Genomic DNA, 15,656 nt, shown 5'->3' with positions numbered 1-15,656 from the left:
CTGCCAGCGCTACGAGGCGTTTTCTTCATGACGGCCCCCGAGGGGGCCTGCACAGAAGAAGGAGAGACCCGATGGCAGAGCGCGCACGATCGAAGGATCTGAGCCGCGAGACCGAGGCGGTTCTGGGCGAAAGCCCCGAAGAGATGGAAGACACTCCCAGCCATGGCGGCCGCAAGGGCGGCGAGATCCAGCGCAAGGTCGGCACCCGCGACGAGCAGAAGCTCGACGGCGGCGTCACCACCCCCAAGGCGCAGGATCAGGACGGCAGCGGCGACAAGGAGAACGTGTGATGACCGAGAAGAGCCATCTTCCCCACAAGGCCTGGGTGCTGGTCGCCGACGGTGAGAAGGCGCTTTTCCTGCGCAATGTCACCGATGGTGAAGATCCCTACCTGCAGGTGATCCGCAAGGAAGAGCAGGACAACCCCAAGGATATCGACCAATCCGCCAACCGGCCCGGCCGGATGCAGGACACCGGGGTGGGGCAGCGCTCGGCCATGGATGACACCGACTGGCACGAGCTGGCGAAAGAGCGTTTCGCCGATGAATTGGCCGAAATGCTCTATGCCCGCGCCCATCGTGGCGCCTTCGAGCACATCGTCCTGGTGGCCCCGCCCAAGGTGCTGGGCGAGCTGCGCAAGCAGTTGCACCAGGAGGTGACGAACCGGGTCATCGGGGAGGTCCCGAAGACCCTGACCAACCACCCGCTGGACGAGATCGAAGCCCAGGTGAAGGCCGACCTGGCCGGCTGAGCGACCCGCGCGTGACACTCCCCCGGAAGGCTCCTGTGCGGGCCTGCGGGCGAAGACATCAGCATGGCCCCGGCAGGACAGCTTGCCGGGGCTATTTGCTCGTCTGCTCGAAGTGCCGGGCCAGGCTCTCTACCGCGCTCTCGGCGCTTTCGACGACGCGGATGGTGTGCAGCATCGAGGTCTCGGCAAAGCCCTGGGTGGCCATCTTCTCAAGCATCTGCAGCAGCGGGTCCCAGTAGCCGGCGACATTCATCAGCACGATGGGCTTCTGGTGCAGGCCAAGCTGGCGCCAGGTCAGCACCTCGAAGAATTCATCCAGCGTCCCCGCGCCGCCGGGCAGGACCACCGCCGCGTCGCAGTTCATGAACATGACCTTCTTGCGTTCGTGCATGGTCTGGGTGACCACCAGCCGCGAGAGGTCGCTGCGGCCGCGTTCGACCCCCAGCAGGTGCTGCGGGATCACCCCGAAGAGATCGGCACCCGCCTCGCGCGCGGTGCGCGCCACTTCCCCCATCAGACCCACGTCGCCCGCGCCGTAGACCAGCTGCCAGTCGTTTTCGGCCAGCAGCCGTCCAAATTGCCCTGCATGATGCAGATACGCGGGCTCAAGCCCCGGACGTGAGCCACAATAGACACATATGGATGCTTTCGACATTCCGGGGACCTCCGTATGGGTTTGTAGTTTTGACCGGTCTGATGCCTATTGATATACGGTCTCAACCGCTTCCAAAGGGTCAATTATCAGTCGAAATCTGGGGGATTTGACGTGAAAATGGGGAAAATCGGCGGCCCGGCAGGCATCGGTGCCGCGGGCGTCGCGATCGTTGCACTGGGCGCGCTTGCCTTCTGGCAGGGCTGGATCGGCCCGCAGGGGGTCTCGGAAGAGACCGCCGAGGTGCAGCAGGCCGCCGCGGCCCCCCAGGCCGAGACCCAGCCGGAAGCCCAAACCGAAACTCAGCCGGAAGCCCCATCCGGGACCCAGGCCGGGGCCACCCCCGAAACCACGCAAGAGACCCCGGCCGAGGCCGCCGAAGAGGCGCCGATGCCCGCGCCGCCCAGCTTCGACGTGGTCCGTGTCGAGCCGGATGGCTCTACCTTGGTGGCCGGACAGGCCGCCCCGGCCTGGAGCTTGGTGGTGCTGATCGACGGCACCCGGCTCGAGGCCGTTACGGTGGGCGGCGATGGCCGCTTCGTGACCTTCCTCGACCTTGGCGCCTCGACCGAGCCGCGGGTGCTGAGCCTGGTGATGACCGATCCTGAAGGCGGAGCCGAGATCGTCTCGGACGAGCAGGTGATCCTGGCCCCCAGCCCGCAGGTCGCCGCAGCCCCGGCGGCGCCCGAGACCGCGCCTGCTCCTGGGCCCGCGCCCGAGGCCGAACAGCTTGCCGCGCTTGCCCCTGAGGCGGGTGCCGAGCCCCAGGCAGAGCCGATCCCGACCGCTCCCGAAGCCCCCGCGTCCGAAGCCCCCGTGGGCGAGGCCGCGCCGGGTACTGATGCCGATCCGGTGATGCCCGAGGCCCAGACCCTGGCCGCGGCTCCTGCCGCCGAGGGCCAGCTTGAGGCCGGGGCCGGGGCCGCTGCCCCCGAAGCGCCCGACACCATGGCGGATGCCGCCCCCGAGGCGGCGGTTGAAAGCGCCGCCGCCACCGCACCTGCCTCCGAAGCGCCCGCCGCTGCGCCCACGGTGCTGCTGTCGGATGCACAGGGCGTCCGCGTGCTGCAGAAATCCGGCGCGCCCGAGGTCTCGGATGACGTGGTGCTGGATGCGATCTCTTATGACGAGGCCGGAGACGTGGTGCTGACGGGCCGGGGCCGCCCCGGCACCTTCGTGCGCGTCTATCTCGACGATACCCCCATCACCACTTCGCGGATCTCCGAGGATGGCAGCTGGCGCTCCGCGCTGCCCAATGTCGATACCGGCATCTACCGCCTGCGTGTCGACCAGGTCGACGAGGGTGGCGCCGTGCTGTCGCGCGTCGAGACGCCGTTCAAGCGCGAGGACAGCGCCAAGGTGGCCGAGGTGCTGGCCGAGAAGCCGGTGACCCAGGTCACCGTGCAGCCGGGCAATACGCTCTGGGCCATCGCGCGGGAGAATTACGGGGACGGGGTGCTTTACGTACGGGTCTTCGAGGCCAACAAGGCGCTGATCCGCGATCCCGACCTGATCTATCCGGGCCAGGTCTTCACGGTGCCCGACGCAGGACCCGAGGCCGAGTAGCCCCGCTCAGGCGCGCCGCATCTGGGGGGCGCCGCCCTGCTGGCAGCAGGCGCTGACCTCTGCATTGCCCTGACAGCAATCGTTCAGCAAGTAGTGGATCAGACCGCCCATGGCGCGATGCTCGAGCCGGTAGAAGACCTGCCGTCCGCGCCGCTCTGCCGCGACCAGCCCGGCCTGTTCGAGAGCGTTCAGGTGGAAAGACAGCCGCGAGGCCGAGATCGAGACCTCCTGCGCGATGGCGCCGGCGGCAAGGCCCGCGTCTTCCGCCTCTGAATGGCGCAGGCAGCCGCCGTCGTGGCCCCGCCCGACCAGCAGGCGCACGATCTGCAACCTTGTCTCATTGGCGAGCGCTGCGAGCGCGTCGAGGGCTTGTGGCTGGTCCATCGTTTCAATTACTCATGAAGTGTTGAACTATTTGCTGGATAGTCTATATCTCCGCTTCGGGCAAGTGTGCCCGTGCCAGCCATCGCCAGAAAGATCCTCATGCGTTCGACCAGATCCGCGCCGCCGCCGGGCGACAGCCCCACCAAAATTCCCGAGAACTCCGGCCGCATCCTGATGCGGGTCGCCCCCTATCTCTGGCCCGAGGGGCAGGGCTGGGTGAAGCGCCGGGTGGTCGCGGCGCTCTTCGTGCTGGTGCTGGCCAAGGCGGTGACCGTGGGCACGCCCTTCCTCTACAAGGCCGCGGTGGATGCGCTGGCGGACGAGGGGGATGGCGTCGGCTGGTTGCTGGCCTATGGCGCGGTCGGGCTGACCCTGGCCTATGGCATGGCGCGGGCCATGTCCGTGGGCTTCCAGCAGCTGCGCGACGTGATCTTCGCCCGCGTCGGCCAGCGCGCCCTGCGCCAGCTGGCGCTCGAGACCTTCACCCATATCCACCGCCTCTCGATGCGCTATCACCTGACGCGCAAGACCGGCGGTCTCAGCCGTATCGTCGAGCGTGGCGTCAAGGGCGTCGAATTCCTGCTGCGTTTCCTGATCTTCTCGATCGGGCCGCTGATCATCGAGCTGGTGATGGTCTCGATCGTGCTGGCGGTGGTCTTCGACCTGTCCTACGTGGCTGTCGTGCTGGCAGTGATCGGTCTCTACACGATCTTCACCTTCGCGGTGACCGAATGGCGCGTGAAGCTGCGCCGCGAGATGAACAACCAGGACACCGATGCCAACCAGAAGGCCATCGACAGCCTGCTGAACTTCGAGACGGTCAAGTATTTCGGTGCCGAGGCCCGCGAGGCACGCCGCTACGACAGCGCCATGGCGCGCTACGAAGTGGCGGCGGTGAAGACCCAGTACTCGCTGGCCTTCCTGAACTTCGGCCAGTCGCTGCTGATCACCCTGGGCCTGGTGGGCGTCATGGTGATGGCGGCCATCGGGGTCGAACAGGGCCGCCTGACCGTGGGTGATTTCGTCCTGGTGAACAGCTACCTGGTGCAGATCTCGATCCCGCTCAACATGCTGGGCACCGTCTACCGAGAGATCCGCCAGGCACTGGTCGACATGGGAGAGATGTTCCACCTGCTGGACCAGCCCGCAGAGGTGCAGGACGCCCCTGACGCCCGCCAGCTGGAGGTGCGCGGCGGCGAGGTTGTCTTCGACGACGTGCGCTTCGGCTATGATCCCGACCGCGAGATCCTCAAGGGCGTGACGATCAGGGTGGAGCCGGGGCAGAAGGTGGCGCTCGTGGGCTCTTCGGGCTCGGGCAAGTCGACCATTGGGCGTCTGCTCTTCCGCTTCTACGACGTGACCGGCGGCGCGGTGCGCATCGACGGCCAGGACCTGCGCTCCGTCACCCAGGACAGCCTGCACGAGAACATCGGTGTCGTGCCCCAGGACACCGTGCTCTTCAACGATACCGTGGGTTACAACATTGCCTATGGCCGCGAGAACGCCTCGCAGGCCGAGATCGAGGCCGCCGCACGCGCGGCGCAGATCCATGATTTCATCTCGTCCCTGCCCGAAGGCTACGAGACCCGCGTGGGCGAACGTGGTCTGAAGCTGTCGGGCGGCGAGAAGCAGCGCGTGGGCATCGCCCGTACCCTGTTGAAGAACCCGCCGGTGCTGCTGCTGGACGAGGCCACCAGCGCCCTGGACACCGATACCGAGCGCGAGATCCAGGCGGCGCTGAACCGCGCCGGCGAGGGGCGCACCGTGCTGACCATCGCGCATCGCCTCTCCACCATCGCCGATGCCGATCGCATCGTGGTGCTGGAGAAGGGCGAAGTGGTCGAAACGGGCACCCACGAGGCCCTGCTGGCGCGCAACGGGCGCTATGCGGCGCTCTGGACGCTGCAATCGGCAGAGGCCGAGGCCGCCGCCTGAGGCCGCTGCTCGCTCGCAGCGGAGCGGAACCGCGAGAACGAGAAAGGGCCGGCGCATGCGCCGGCCCTTTGCTTTTGGCTCTTGCCCGTGTCGCCTGGCCCCTGCCGCGTGGCATGGGGCGGGCGGAGCGGGAGGATCACTCCGCCGCGTTCAGCGGCTTGGCGAAGGGATCGGGGTAGCGCTTCTTGCCATCCTCGTCCTCTGCCTCGGGCTTTTTCCCGGCGGCGGTCTCATCTTCCAGCGGCCAGAGGATCTCGGAGGTTTTGACCCGGCGCGCGGCGCGGCGCAGCGACCAGTCGCGGGCCGCGGTGGAGGAGCTGCCGAGCGAGAGCTTGGCCAGCAGCCGCGAGATCCACAGCGCATAGGTGCCCAGCCAGACCCGAAGCGCCAGCATCGTCGGCGTGAAGACCAGGGTCAGCATGGTGGCGATGCCCAGGCCGAAGACCACCGCCGTGGCCAGCTGCTTCCACCAGAGCGCGGTCGGGCTGTCGATGGAATAGCCGCCGCCCCAGAAGTCCAGGCTGAGGCCGAACATCATCGGCGCGAGGCCCGCCATGGTGGTGATGGTGGTCAGGAAGACCGGACGGATACGATCCTCGGCGGTGCGGATGATCGCCTCGATCCGGGGCATGTAGCCCGAGTATTCCTGGTAGGTGTCGATCAGCACGATGTTGTTGTTCACCACGATGCCCGCCAGCGCCACGATGCCGGTGCCGGTCATGATGATCGAGAAGGCCTGGTCCATGACCAGCATGCCGATCAGCACGCCCGCCGTGGAGAGCACCACCGCCAGCAGCACCAGCACCGAGTTGTAGAAGCTGTTGAACTGCGCCAGCAGGATGATGAACATCAGCGCCAGCGCCGCCGAGAAGGCCGACATCAGGAAGGTGGCGCTTTCGTCCTGGTCTTCCTGGTCGCCGGTCCATTCAAAGCTGACGGAGGCGGGCAGGGGGGCGGTGTCCAGCCATTCGGTGAGATGGGCGATCCGCTCTGCCGGGGTCATCGGGACCTTTGTGGTCTCGCCGCTGCTCGGGTCGGTGACCTCGGCCATCAGCCCGGTGGCGACCCCGGCCTTGACGTCGAAGTAGCGCTTCTGCTCGACCCGCTTGATCTGGGCCAGCTTCTCGACCGGGCTGCGGGTGATGAAGTTCGACAGCGGCACCAGGCCCTGGGCCGTGCGTACCTTCAGCGTGTCCAGGGTCGAAAGCACCCGGTCCTCTTCCGGCAGGCGGACGCGGATCGGGATCTCTTCGTCAGAGGTTTCGACCGGCATGGTGTCGAGCTGCAGGCCCTGGGTGATCAACTGCACCATGGCACCCACGGTGGCCACGTTGGCGCCGTAGCGGCCGGCCTTCTCGACATCTACGTCGATCTGCCAGTCGATGCCGGGCAGGGGCAGGGTGTCTTCGACCAGGGTCAGGCCAGGGGTCGCGTCGAACTGCTCGCGCACCAGCTGGGTGGCGGCCTTCAGCTCTTCCCAGTTGTCGCCCTTGAGGCGCAGGTGCACGGGCTTGGCCGAGGCCGGGCCCATGTTGGCCGAGAGGATCTCGATCTTGATGCCGGGGATGCGGCTGGTGGCCTCGGTCAGCTCGGCGATGACGATGTCACCATCCAGTTCAGGCTGGTCGCGGCGGTCTTCCCAGGGCACGATTTCCAGCTGGATCTGGCCGATGGTGTCCAGCGGCGGCTCGGCACCGCCGGTGTTGGTGGACAGGCCGCCATCCCCGGCGAAGGCGAAGGCGTTCATCACGCCGGGATGCTCCAGCACGACGTCCTCGACCTCGCGCACCAGCGCATCCTTCTGGGTCAGCGAAAGGTTGCCGCGGGCGCGGACGTAGACGATGGCCTGTTCGGGCTCGCTCTCGGTGAAGAACTCGACGCCCTTGTTGTTGGCACCGAAGTAGGTGAAGACCGAGACGACGAAGGCCAGCACCGCGGCGATGGTCACCAGCGGCATCAGCGGATTGGCGACCAGCAGCCAGATGAAACGTCCGAAGATCGTGCGGCGGTGGCCCGCCCGCACCTGCTTGCGGCGGAAAGAGACCTTGGCCGCGCCGATCACCACCGAGGCAGCGAAGCTCGACAGCAGGAAGAGCAGGATGCCGGGCAGGGCGGCCACGGGGCCCTCCAGCGGCGACTTGGCGAAGTAATCGGGATTGATGGTCATCATCGCGCCGAAATACATCCCCGCCAGTACCACCGGCACCAGGGCGGCGCGGGCCACCCAGGGCAGGCGGGCGCGCAGCAGGTCAGAGCCACGGGCGAAGACGCGGCTGATGCGCCCGATCACCCCGCCCATGACGGGCAGGTAGATCAGCGCCACCACCAGCGAGGCGGCCAGCACGAAGATCAGCGTCACCGGCAGCATGCCCATGAACTGCCCCGGCACACCGGGCCAGAAGAGCATCGGCAGGAAGGCGCAGAGCGTCGTCGCGGTCGAGCTGACCACCGGCCAGAACATGCGCTTGGCGGCCTCGACATAGGCGCTCATCGGGCCGACGCCCTCGGAAATCCGCTTGTCGGCGTATTCCACCACCACGATCGCCCCGTCGACCAGCATGCCGACGGCCAGGATCAGGCCGAACATGACGATGTTCGAGATGGTGATATCCATCAGCCCCAGCAGGACGAAACACAGCAGGAAGGAGGTCGGGATGGCGAAGCCCACCAGGATCGCCGGGCGCGGCCCGAGGGCCGCCAGCACCACGATCATCACCAGCGCGATGGCCGTCAGTACCGAGCCCTCAAGCTGCTGCACCATCGAGCCGACAACCCGGCTCTGGTCGTTGGAGGTGCCCACGTGCACCGCCGCGCGCAGCTCGTCGGGCCAGCCTTGCGAGGCCCGCTCGACCACGGTCTTCACCTCGGCGGCGGTGTCGATCAGGTTGTAGCCCTTGCGCTTGACCACCTGCAGCGCCACCGTGGTCTCGCCGTTGAAACGGGCGGTGCCAGTGCGGTCCTCGAAGGTCATCCGGATCGTCGCCAGCTCGCCCAGGGTCACCACCCGGTCGCCGTTCAACTTGACCGGCAGCTCGTAGATGTCGCGCACATCGTCGAAGGAGCCGGGGATCTTCACCGCGAAAGTGCCGGATTCGCCCTCGATCTCGCCCGCCGCGATCAGCTGGTTGTTGCTCTGCACGACCGAGATCAGCTCATCGGCGGTGACGTTGTAGCTTTCCAGCCTCAGCGGGTCGATCAGCACCTCGACCATCTCGTCGCGCTTGCCGGCGATACCGGCCTCCAGCACCGCGTCGATGCCCTCGACCTGCTCCTGCAGATCCTCGGCCACGCGGGTCATGGTGCGCTCGGGCACCTCGCCGGTGAGGTTGACGATGATGATCGGGAATTCCGAGAAATTGATCTCGTTGACCGAGTAGCTGTCGGCGCCCTCGGGAAATTTCGATTCCGCCCGCCCCATGGCGTCGCGGACATCGGCCATGGTCTTGGTCTTATCCCAGCCGAATTCGAATTCCAGCGCCACGCCCGCATAGCCCTCGGCGGCGGTGGCGGACATTTTCTCCAGCCCGTCGAGATCCTGCAGCTCGGCCTCCATGGGCTTCACCAGGAGCGTTTCGGAATCCTCGGCAGAGATGCCCTGGAAGGGGACCGAGACGAAAAGCGCCGGGATCTCGATATCCGGCTCGCCCTCTTTCGGCAGCGACACGTAGGTATAGCCCCCCGCCAGCAGCGAGAGGGCGATGAAGGCCAGGATCATGCGGGCGCGCGAGGCGGCCCAGTCGATGACGCCGGTCATTGCGTGGCCTCCAGCGGGTTCTCGAAGGAGGGCTCAACGGCGACGCCCTCGACCACGTAGTCCTGGCCGATGATGATCACGTCGGCGGTCGCGGGCAGGCCGGTGACCCAGATGCCCTTCACCTCGTCGCGCAGCACCTCGACCGGGGCGAATTGTGCCAGCTTGTCCTCGTCGACGACGCGCACGCCCAGGACGCCCTCGTCATTCAGGGTCAGCGCCGATTGCGGCAGGAAATGCGCCTCGACCCCCTCGGCCTCGATGGCGATGGACACGGTCTGGCCCTCGCGGATCTTCAGCTCGGGGTTCGGCACCGAGATCTCGACCTTGAAGGTGCGCGTGGTCGGATCGGCAGAGCGCGACAGGAAGCTGACCTCGCCCGCGACCTCGGTGCCGGCGGCGGCCAGGCGGGCGCCGGCACGGGCCCCCGGCTTGACGCGCTCGACCTCGGTTTCGGGCAGGTAGCCGGTCAGGCGGATGGGATCGAGGGCGATCACCGTGGCGCAGGTGCCGCCGACGGTCAGCAGGGAGCCCAGCTCGGCGGTGTCATCCTCGAGAATGCCCGAGAAGGGGGCGTGGATCTGCAGCCGTTCGATTTCCTTCTCGGCGGCGGCGATGCCGGCCTCGGCGGATTGGATCGCGGCCTCGGTCGAGGTCAGGCCGGCCTCGGCCCCCGCCACGGCGGCCTCGGCGGCGCGCACACCGGCCCGGCGCGAGGCCAAGGTGGTGGTCGAGGCATAGCCCCCTTCCGAAAGCTTCTCGGCGGCGGTCAGGTTGATCTGCGCCTCTTCCAGCCGCGCCTCGGCCTCGGCCAGGGAGGCCGCGGCGGTGGGACGCGAGGCCTTGGCCTCTGCCAGGCGGGCCTCGGCTTCCAGAACCGAGGTCATGCGGGTGCCCGGATCCAGCTCGCAGAGCAGCTGACCGGCTTCGATCAGCGTGCCACGGGGCAGGGGCGCTGAGACCACGGTCGAGGTCGTCTCGGAAAGCAGCGTCACGCGGCGCGCGGCCTCGGTCTGGCCACGCAGCTGTACCGCCGTGTCCACGGTGCGCGCCTCGGAATGCAGGGCGACGACACGCACGGCGCGACTGTCGGTCTCGGCCGCGTCGGCGGACATTGCTTCGCCGCTTTCGGCGTCGGTCTCGGGGGCAGCCTCGTCTGCGGTCTCGGCTACGCTTTCCTCGTCGCCCAGCCGTGCCTTCACCGCGTCAGAGGGCTCGGCCTCGTCGCGGGCCACGGCCAGGGCCTGCTCGAAGCCCTCTCCTTCGGCGAAGGTGATCAGCGCGGGCCGCTGCAGCAGCACAAGATACAGAAGGCCAATGACGAGCAATGCCGAGACAAAAGGAATTAAACGCATGGTCCCCACCATTGGTTCCGTTGAATTGGGAATGGAGTTATGCTCCGCCGCTACGGATGCAAGCCCCCAGGGCGCCTTGACACAAATTATGCTGAAAGATTGCTGCCAGTCTTGCTGCAGTGCAACAACTTTTGCATTTGCAGCGAAACTTGGTGGGCAATTTAATTGATATTAACAACTCCTTTTCGCGGCAATTCGCGCCTGGAGTTTCCCGCATCACGGGAATTGAGTCTTTCGACCTGCACGACAGGCAATGCCCTGCCGGGTCGGGGAAATTGCTGCCCTTGGCAGGCCGGGGGCGACGGGGTAAGAGGGGCCAAAGGCCGAAGGGGGCAGATGTGAGCGACACCGACAGTTTCATCGACGAGGTCAACGACGAGGTCCGCCGCGACCGTTTTTATGGCATGTTGCGCCGCTATGGCTGGATTGCCGTGGTGGTGGTGCTGGCCATTGTCGGCGGTGCAGCCTGGAACGAATGGAAGAAGTCCAGCGAGCGCGCCAGCGCCGAAGCCTTCGGCGACGCGATTCTCGACGCCCTGGACCAGCCTGAATCCGAAGACCGCATCGCGGCGCTCGAGGCGGTCGAGGCCGAAACGCCGGGCCAGCAAGCCCTGGCTTCTTTCCTGGCGTCCTCGGAAGCCGCTGCCGGCGCCGAAGATCCGGCCCGTGCGGCTGCGGCGCTTGACGGGCTGCAGCTGGAAGGCATCTACGGCGATATCGCCACCTTCAAGAAGCTGATCCTCGAAACCACCGAGACCTCTGCCGCCGAGCGGCGCGAGGGCTTCCGTGCGCTGGCCGCACCGGGCAACCCGCTGCGGCTGCTGGCGGAAGAGCAGATCGCGCTGACCCATGTCGAAGAGGGCGAGACGGATCAGGCCATCACGGTGCTGCAATCCATCCTCGACGATGCCGAGGTGACGCAGGGCTTGCGTCAGCGGGCAAGTCAGTTGATTGTGGCCCTGGGTGGCGAGCCGGGCTCCGGCGCGTGACCCTGCAGGCCCGCGCGGCCGCGACAGACTGAACGATCCGGGGGAGGGCAAACCCCTGTCCCGGCAAGGAAAGATACGGCAAGGCAAGACAGGGGGGCAAAGCCCTCCGGGTCGGGACAGGCGGAAGGTGAAGCGCGGCATGACGAAGCGGGGCAGCTCTCTCAGGATCAACGCAGACCCCTCGGGCACGCTCGGGCAGCGGACAACCGTCTGGCGCCTGGCGCCGCTCGGCCTCGCGGCCGGGCTGATGCTGGCTGGCTGCGCCGAGCGCGAAGTGCAACTGGTAGGCGAACGCGAGGACCTGCGCTCGGTCTTCTCCGAGCAGGTGCCGGGCGATATCCCCCAGGTTCCGGTGAACCAGGCGCTGCCGATCGCGCTGCCCGCCCAAAGCAGCAATGCTGCCTGGACCCAGGGATCGGGCACGCCCTCGACCCGCACGGCACATCCGGCACTGGGCGCCGCGCCGCAGCTTCTCTGGCAGGCCGATATCGGCCAGGGCGATGGTCGCAAGGTGCGCATCACCTCCGACCCCGTGGTCGCCGAGGGCCGTATCTTCACCGTAGACGCCACCGGCCATGTAACCGCCACCGCAGCCTCCGGCGCGACGCTCTGGCAGGCCAACTTGGTGCCGGCGCAGGACCGCGAGGGCGAGGCCTCGGGCGGTGGTATCGCCTATGGGGCGGGGCGCGTCTTCGTCACCACCGGCTTTGGCGAGCTGACCGCGCTGGACGCCGAGACCGGCGCCGAGCTCTGGCAGCAGAAGCTGCTGGCCCCGGCCACCGGCGCGCCGACCATCTACGCGGGCCTGGTCTATGTCACCGCGGGCGAGGCCCAGGCCTGGGCGCTGGATGCCGAGACCGGCCGTGTCCGCTGGCAGCTGTCGGCGACCCCCGACGTGAACAATTTCGCCGGAGCCCCGAGCCCGGCGCTGACCGATCAATATGCGCTCTTCGGCTTCGGCTCCGGAGAGGTCCAGGCCGCCTTCCGCCAGGGCGGCATGGGCGTCTGGTCGACCCTTGTCACGGGACGCCGCCAGGGCTTTGCCCGCGCCAATGTGAACGACATCACCGGCGATCCGGTGGTCGTGGGCAACCGCGTCTACACCGGCAACCAGTCCGGCCGCATGGTGGCCCTGGCGCTGTCGACCGGCGAACGCCTCTGGACCGCCGACGAAGGCCCGATGGGCCCGGCCTGGGTGGCTGGCGGCTCGGCCTTCATCGTCACCGACCGCAACCAGCTGGTCCGCCTCGACGCCGATACCGGCGCGCGGATCTGGGGTGTCGATCTGCCGTACTTCCAGAAGTCGAAGCCCCGCAAGCAAGAGGCCGTCTACGCGCACTACGGCCCGGTGCTGGCCGGTGGCCGCCTGGTGGTGGCCTCCTCCGACGGGCTGCTGCGCTTCTTCGACCCGGTCTCGGGTGCCCTGACCCATAGCGCCGAGCTGCCCGCGGGCGCGGCCTCCGCCCCGGTGGTCGCAGGGGGCGTACTCTACGTGCTCAACAAGAAGGGCCAGCTGCTGGCTTACCGCTGAGGTCGACGCCTCCGGCGGGAGTATTTCCAGCCTGGTGATGATGCAGGGGGCTGCCCGATGGGGCGGCCTCCTTTTGTCTCAGGGAGCGTGTCCGGCCCGAAAAGGGGCTGAAGGTGCGCCTGTCTCACTGGCCCCCTGTCATCACCAGGCTGAAAATACCTCCGGGGGGAGCCGCATCGCGGCGGGGGGCAGAGCCCCCTCCCTGCCTGTCACGGACGCGACGTCCCGAGGGGGCCCCGTGCTGGCGCCACACCCCGCAGGTGATTATCCTTTGCCACCGGCGCCGTTCTGCGTTATGCGGCGCTTTCGCAACCCCAGAGGCACGTCATGTCCTTCACCCTGGCCATCGTTGGCCGTCCCAATGTCGGCAAGTCGACCCTGTTCAACCGCCTGGTGGGCAAGAAGCTTGCCCTGGTGGATGACCAGCCCGGCGTCACGCGCGATCTGCGCGAAGGGGCCGCCCGGCTGGGCGATCTCGACTTCACGGTGATCGACACCGCCGGTCTCGAAGAGGCCACCGACGACAGCCTCGAGGGCCGCATGCGCCGCCTGACCGAGCGCGCGGTCGAGATGGCCGACATCTGCCTCTTCATGATCGACGCCCGCACCGGGGTGACCCCCACCGACGAAGTCTTTGCCGAGATCCTGCGCAAGAAGGCCGATCACGTGATCCTGGCGGCCAACAAGGGCGAGGGCCGCGCCGCCGATGCCGGTGTCATCGAGGCCTGGAACCTGGGCCTGGGCGAGCCGCTGCGCATCTCTGCCGAGCACGGCGAGGGCATGGCCGATCTCTTTGGCGCCCTGCTGCCGCTCTCCGAGGCCTTCGCCGACCGCACCGCCCGTGCCGAGGCCGCCGCCCCGGTGATGGATGTCTCGCTGCCCGAGGAAGACGGCGGCGAAGCCGAGGCCGAAGCCGCCTGGGTGCCCTCCGAGGAGCGTCCGCTGCAAATCGCCGTTGTCGGCCGCCCGAACGCGGGCAAATCCACGCTGATCAACAAGATCCTCGGTGAGGACCGGCTGCTGACCGGGCCCGAGGCGGGGATCACGCGGGATTCGATCTCGCTGCGGATCGACTGGGAAGGGACGCCGACGCGGATCTTCGATACCGCCGGCATGCGCAAGAAGGCCAAAGTGCAGGACAAGGTCGAGAAGCTCTCGGTCGCCGATGGCCTGCGCGCGGTGAAGTTCGCCGAGGTCGTGGTGGTCCTGCTCGACGCCGCGATCCCCTTTGAACAGCAGGACCTGCGCATCGCCGACCTGGCCGAGCGCGAGGGCCGTGCCGTGGTGGTCGCCGTCAACAAGTGGGACATCGAGGACGAGAAGCAGGACAAGCTGAAGGCGCTGAAGGAGAGCTTCGAGCGCCTGTTGCCGCAGCTGCGCGGCGCGCCGCTGATCACCGTCTCCGCCAAGACCGGTCGTGGGCTCGAGCGGCTGCGCGAAGCGATCCTGAAGGCCCATGCGGTGTGGAACCGCCGGGTCTCGACCGGCCAGCTGAACCGCTGGCTCTCCGGCATGCTGGAGCAGCACCCGCCGCCCGCACCCGGCGGCCGCCGCATCCGCCTGCGCTACATCACCCAGGCCAAGACCCGCCCGCCGGGTTTCGTGGTCATGTGCTCGCATCCCGACAAGCTGCCCGACAGCTACTCGCGCTACCTGGTCAACGGGCTGCGCACCAGCTTCGACATGCCGGGCACGCCGATCCGCCTGACCATGCGCGGGCAGGGGGACAAGAACCCCTATCAGAACAAGACCAAGTCCACGCCCTCGCGGCTGCGCAAGCACCTGGGCAAGGGCCGCGCCGACGAGAAGCCCAAGCGCAGCAGCCGTCCTTCGGGCGGCAAGCCCCTGGGGCGGAAGCCGGTGAAGTGATCAGGGGGCGCCTTCGGGCGCCCTTTTTCTGTCCGGCAGGGAATGGAGCGCCTCCACCCTGCGGCTCTGGTCGGCCGCAGGGGCATTGCACCGGGGGAAGAGCGGGGCCCCCCTCTGGCTAGCGGCGCATGAAATCCCGGACGTGGCGCGCGAAGACCGGCAGCAGCACCAGCAGCACCGCGCCTGCGAGCCCGGCAAAGAGCCAGCGCCCGACCGCGACATTGTCGATGATGATCCCCAGAACGGCCCAGAGCACCGCGACCAGGTAGAAGGGGCGCGGCTGGCTGGAGAAACGGGCCACAGCATAGGCGATCCAGCTCGCCAGCAGCAGGAAGGCGGCATGGACCCAGAGCTCCGGCGTGGCGCCATAGCCCGTGGCCACGACCGCCGTGCCGACCGGCGCAGCAGCGGTCAGCCAGCCTGCGTAGAGCCCGACCGGCCCCTGGAGCCAGAAGCGGTCACGGCCCGGCACCAGCCAGAGCGCGCGCAGGGTGGTGGCCAGCATGGCCCAGATCAGGACCAGCGCCCAGATGGGCGAGACATTGGCCACTGGAATCCAGGCCGCGCCGATCACCAGCGAGGCCAGCAGCCAGGGCCGGTGCGGTGCCCAGTCCGGCGCATCGGCCCGGCGCAGCAGCCCGAAGCCCGACATCACGATCAGCCAGCCGTAGATCACCGTCCAGATCACCGCGAAGGTCAGCCCCATGGGCTGGATCGGCGGATCCGGCTGCGGCACCGGGAACTGGTCCGCGGTGAAACCCGAGAACCCGGTCGAGAGCACCGGCGAGAGGGCAAAGGCAAGGGTCGCGAGCAGGATCAGCAGGGGCAGCAGAATACGCATGGAAACCTCCTAGGTGTCATGGGACATACGCA

General features: G+C 67.8%; 12 protein-coding genes. 7 read left to right on the top strand and 5 right to left on the bottom strand.

Going from position 1 to position 15,656, the window contains the following annotated elements:
• Positions 1–71: 71 nt before the first annotated feature.
• Together CRO50_RS16160 and CRO50_RS16155 are read left to right on the top strand one after the other, a co-directional pair.
• Complete coding sequence (locus tag CRO50_RS16160) at positions 72–290, top strand: hypothetical protein (RefSeq protein WP_097146953.1); 219 nt, start codon at positions 72–74, stop codon at positions 288–290.
• Entirely contained in the window at positions 290–751 is a 462-nt protein-coding gene (locus tag CRO50_RS16155) for a host attachment family protein (RefSeq protein WP_097146952.1), read from the top strand. The genes CRO50_RS16160 and CRO50_RS16155 overlap by 1 nt, the downstream gene beginning before the upstream one ends.
• 91 nt (positions 752–842) lie before the next feature.
• Here the strand turns inward: CRO50_RS16155 and CRO50_RS16150 are convergent, their stop codons facing one another.
• Entirely contained in the window at positions 843–1,406 is a 564-nt protein-coding gene (locus CRO50_RS16150; protein WP_097146951.1) for an LOG family protein, read from the bottom strand.
• A gap of 111 nt (positions 1,407–1,517) precedes the next feature.
• Between CRO50_RS16150 and CRO50_RS16145 the strand changes: the two genes are divergently transcribed.
• The gene (locus CRO50_RS16145) at positions 1,518–2,969 is read left to right on the top strand and encodes a LysM peptidoglycan-binding domain-containing protein (RefSeq protein ID WP_143516946.1); all 1,452 of its coding nucleotides are present in this window, start codon (positions 1,518–1,520) and stop codon (positions 2,967–2,969) included.
• A 6-nt stretch (positions 2,970–2,975) separates the two neighbouring features.
• Here the strand turns inward: CRO50_RS16145 and CRO50_RS16140 are convergent, their stop codons facing one another.
• The gene (locus CRO50_RS16140; protein ID WP_097146949.1) at positions 2,976–3,353 is read right to left on the bottom strand and encodes an ArsR/SmtB family transcription factor; all 378 of its coding nucleotides are present in this window, start codon (positions 3,351–3,353) and stop codon (positions 2,976–2,978) included.
• A 99-nt stretch (positions 3,354–3,452) separates the two neighbouring features.
• Between CRO50_RS16140 and CRO50_RS16135 the strand changes: the two genes are divergently transcribed.
• Positions 3,453–5,288 carry an ABCB family ABC transporter ATP-binding protein/permease gene (locus CRO50_RS16135; RefSeq protein ID WP_097146948.1) on the top strand — a complete coding sequence of 612 codons (1,836 nt, stop codon included), beginning with the start codon at positions 3,453–3,455 and terminating at the stop codon, positions 5,286–5,288.
• Positions 5,289–5,424: 136 nt separating this feature from the next.
• On the opposite strand, the gene CRO50_RS16130 is transcribed toward CRO50_RS16135, so the two are convergent.
• Together CRO50_RS16130 and CRO50_RS16125 are read right to left on the bottom strand one after the other, a co-directional pair.
• Positions 5,425–9,042 (bottom strand): efflux RND transporter permease subunit, encoded by a 3,618-nt coding sequence (locus CRO50_RS16130; RefSeq protein WP_097146947.1) that lies wholly within the window; start codon positions 9,040–9,042, stop codon positions 5,425–5,427.
• Positions 9,039–10,394, bottom strand: coding sequence for an efflux RND transporter periplasmic adaptor subunit (locus CRO50_RS16125; RefSeq protein WP_097146998.1), 1,356 nt, complete (start codon positions 10,392–10,394; stop codon positions 9,039–9,041). Before CRO50_RS16125 ends, CRO50_RS16130 begins: the two co-directional genes overlap by 4 nt.
• 338 nt (positions 10,395–10,732) lie before the next feature.
• On the opposite strand from CRO50_RS16125, the gene CRO50_RS16120 reads away from it, so the two are divergent.
• The 3 genes from CRO50_RS16120 to der all read left to right on the top strand — a co-directional run bounded on the left by CRO50_RS16120 (position 10,733) and on the right by der (position 14,783).
• Entirely contained in the window at positions 10,733–11,383 is a 651-nt protein-coding gene (locus CRO50_RS16120) for a tetratricopeptide repeat protein (protein ID WP_097146946.1), read from the top strand.
• 139 nt (positions 11,384–11,522) lie between these two features.
• Positions 11,523–12,914 (top strand): outer membrane protein assembly factor BamB family protein, encoded by a 1,392-nt coding sequence (locus CRO50_RS16115; RefSeq protein ID WP_332835704.1) that lies wholly within the window; start codon positions 11,523–11,525, stop codon positions 12,912–12,914.
• A gap of 327 nt (positions 12,915–13,241) precedes the next feature.
• A complete protein-coding gene (gene der / locus CRO50_RS16110; RefSeq protein ID WP_097146945.1) occupies positions 13,242–14,783 on the top strand; it encodes a ribosome biogenesis GTPase Der in 1,542 nt (513 codons plus the stop codon).
• Positions 14,784–14,901: 118 nt separating this feature from the next.
• On the opposite strand, the gene CRO50_RS16105 is transcribed toward der, so the two are convergent.
• The gene (locus CRO50_RS16105; protein ID WP_097146944.1) at positions 14,902–15,624 is read right to left on the bottom strand and encodes a hypothetical protein; all 723 of its coding nucleotides are present in this window, start codon (positions 15,622–15,624) and stop codon (positions 14,902–14,904) included.
• Between the last annotated feature and the right edge of the window lie 32 nt (positions 15,625–15,656).

This window comes from Pseudooceanicola antarcticus, from assembly GCF_900215355.1.
GTDB classification, from domain to species: domain Bacteria; phylum Pseudomonadota; class Alphaproteobacteria; order Rhodobacterales; family Rhodobacteraceae; genus Pseudooceanicola; species Pseudooceanicola antarcticus.
The sequence above is the reverse complement of the archived record's forward strand: the minus strand, read 5'-3'. Positions and strand labels throughout refer to the sequence as shown.

Bases quoted from the DNA above. Each gene is read 5' to 3' on its own strand.
- CRO50_RS16140 (WP_097146949.1), bottom strand. From the start codon at position 3,353: ATGGACCAGCCACAAGCCCTCGACGCGCTCGCAGCGCTCGCCAATGAG.
- CRO50_RS16155 (WP_097146952.1), top strand. From the start codon at position 290: ATGACCGAGAAGAGCCATCTTCCCCACAAGGCCTGGGTGCTGGTCGCC.
- CRO50_RS16130 (WP_097146947.1), bottom strand. From the start codon at position 9,042: ATGACCGGCGTCATCGACTGGGCCGCCTCGCGCGCCCGCATGATCCTG.
- CRO50_RS16125 (WP_097146998.1), bottom strand. From the start codon at position 10,394: ATGCGTTTAATTCCTTTTGTCTCGGCATTGCTCGTCATTGGCCTTCTG.
- CRO50_RS16115 (WP_332835704.1), top strand. From the start codon at position 11,523: ATGACGAAGCGGGGCAGCTCTCTCAGGATCAACGCAGACCCCTCGGGC.
- CRO50_RS16150 (WP_097146951.1), bottom strand. From the start codon at position 1,406: ATGTCGAAAGCATCCATATGTGTCTATTGTGGCTCACGTCCGGGGCTT.
- CRO50_RS16135 (WP_097146948.1), top strand. From the start codon at position 3,453: ATGCGTTCGACCAGATCCGCGCCGCCGCCGGGCGACAGCCCCACCAAA.
- CRO50_RS16160 (WP_097146953.1), top strand. From the start codon at position 72: ATGGCAGAGCGCGCACGATCGAAGGATCTGAGCCGCGAGACCGAGGCG.
- der (WP_097146945.1), top strand. From the start codon at position 13,242: ATGTCCTTCACCCTGGCCATCGTTGGCCGTCCCAATGTCGGCAAGTCG.
- CRO50_RS16105 (WP_097146944.1), bottom strand. From the start codon at position 15,624: ATGCGTATTCTGCTGCCCCTGCTGATCCTGCTCGCGACCCTTGCCTTT.